The following is a 234-nucleotide window of genomic DNA, read 5'->3' on the forward strand; positions in this document are numbered from 1 at the left end:
TTCGATGTGGCTATATCCTCGTCTTTGGGGATTAGTCAATGTCGCTACGAGAGCCTCTGGCAGCCGCCCTTCGCCTACTCAGAGTTTCTCAGGGTCTTTCACAGGAAGACCTTCACAACGTCGCCGATGCTAAGCACATCCATAATCTTGAGCACGGCAAGACCGGCATTTCCCTTGAGATGCTCGAGAGCCTCACGCTCGCTCTCGGCACTAGTCCCATAGCGTTGATCGCGC

The 234-nt window shown here is 54.7% G+C and carries 1 protein-coding gene; it reads left to right on the top strand.

The genetic code is table 11. The annotated features are described in order from the left end of the window. Positions 1–38 precede the first annotated feature (38 nt). A partial coding sequence (locus AC3XQU_RS24970; protein ID WP_489876774.1) for a helix-turn-helix domain-containing protein occupies positions 39–234 on the top strand: 196 nt, incomplete at its 3' end.

The organism is Telluria sp. AZSoR62, from assembly GCF_058111565.1.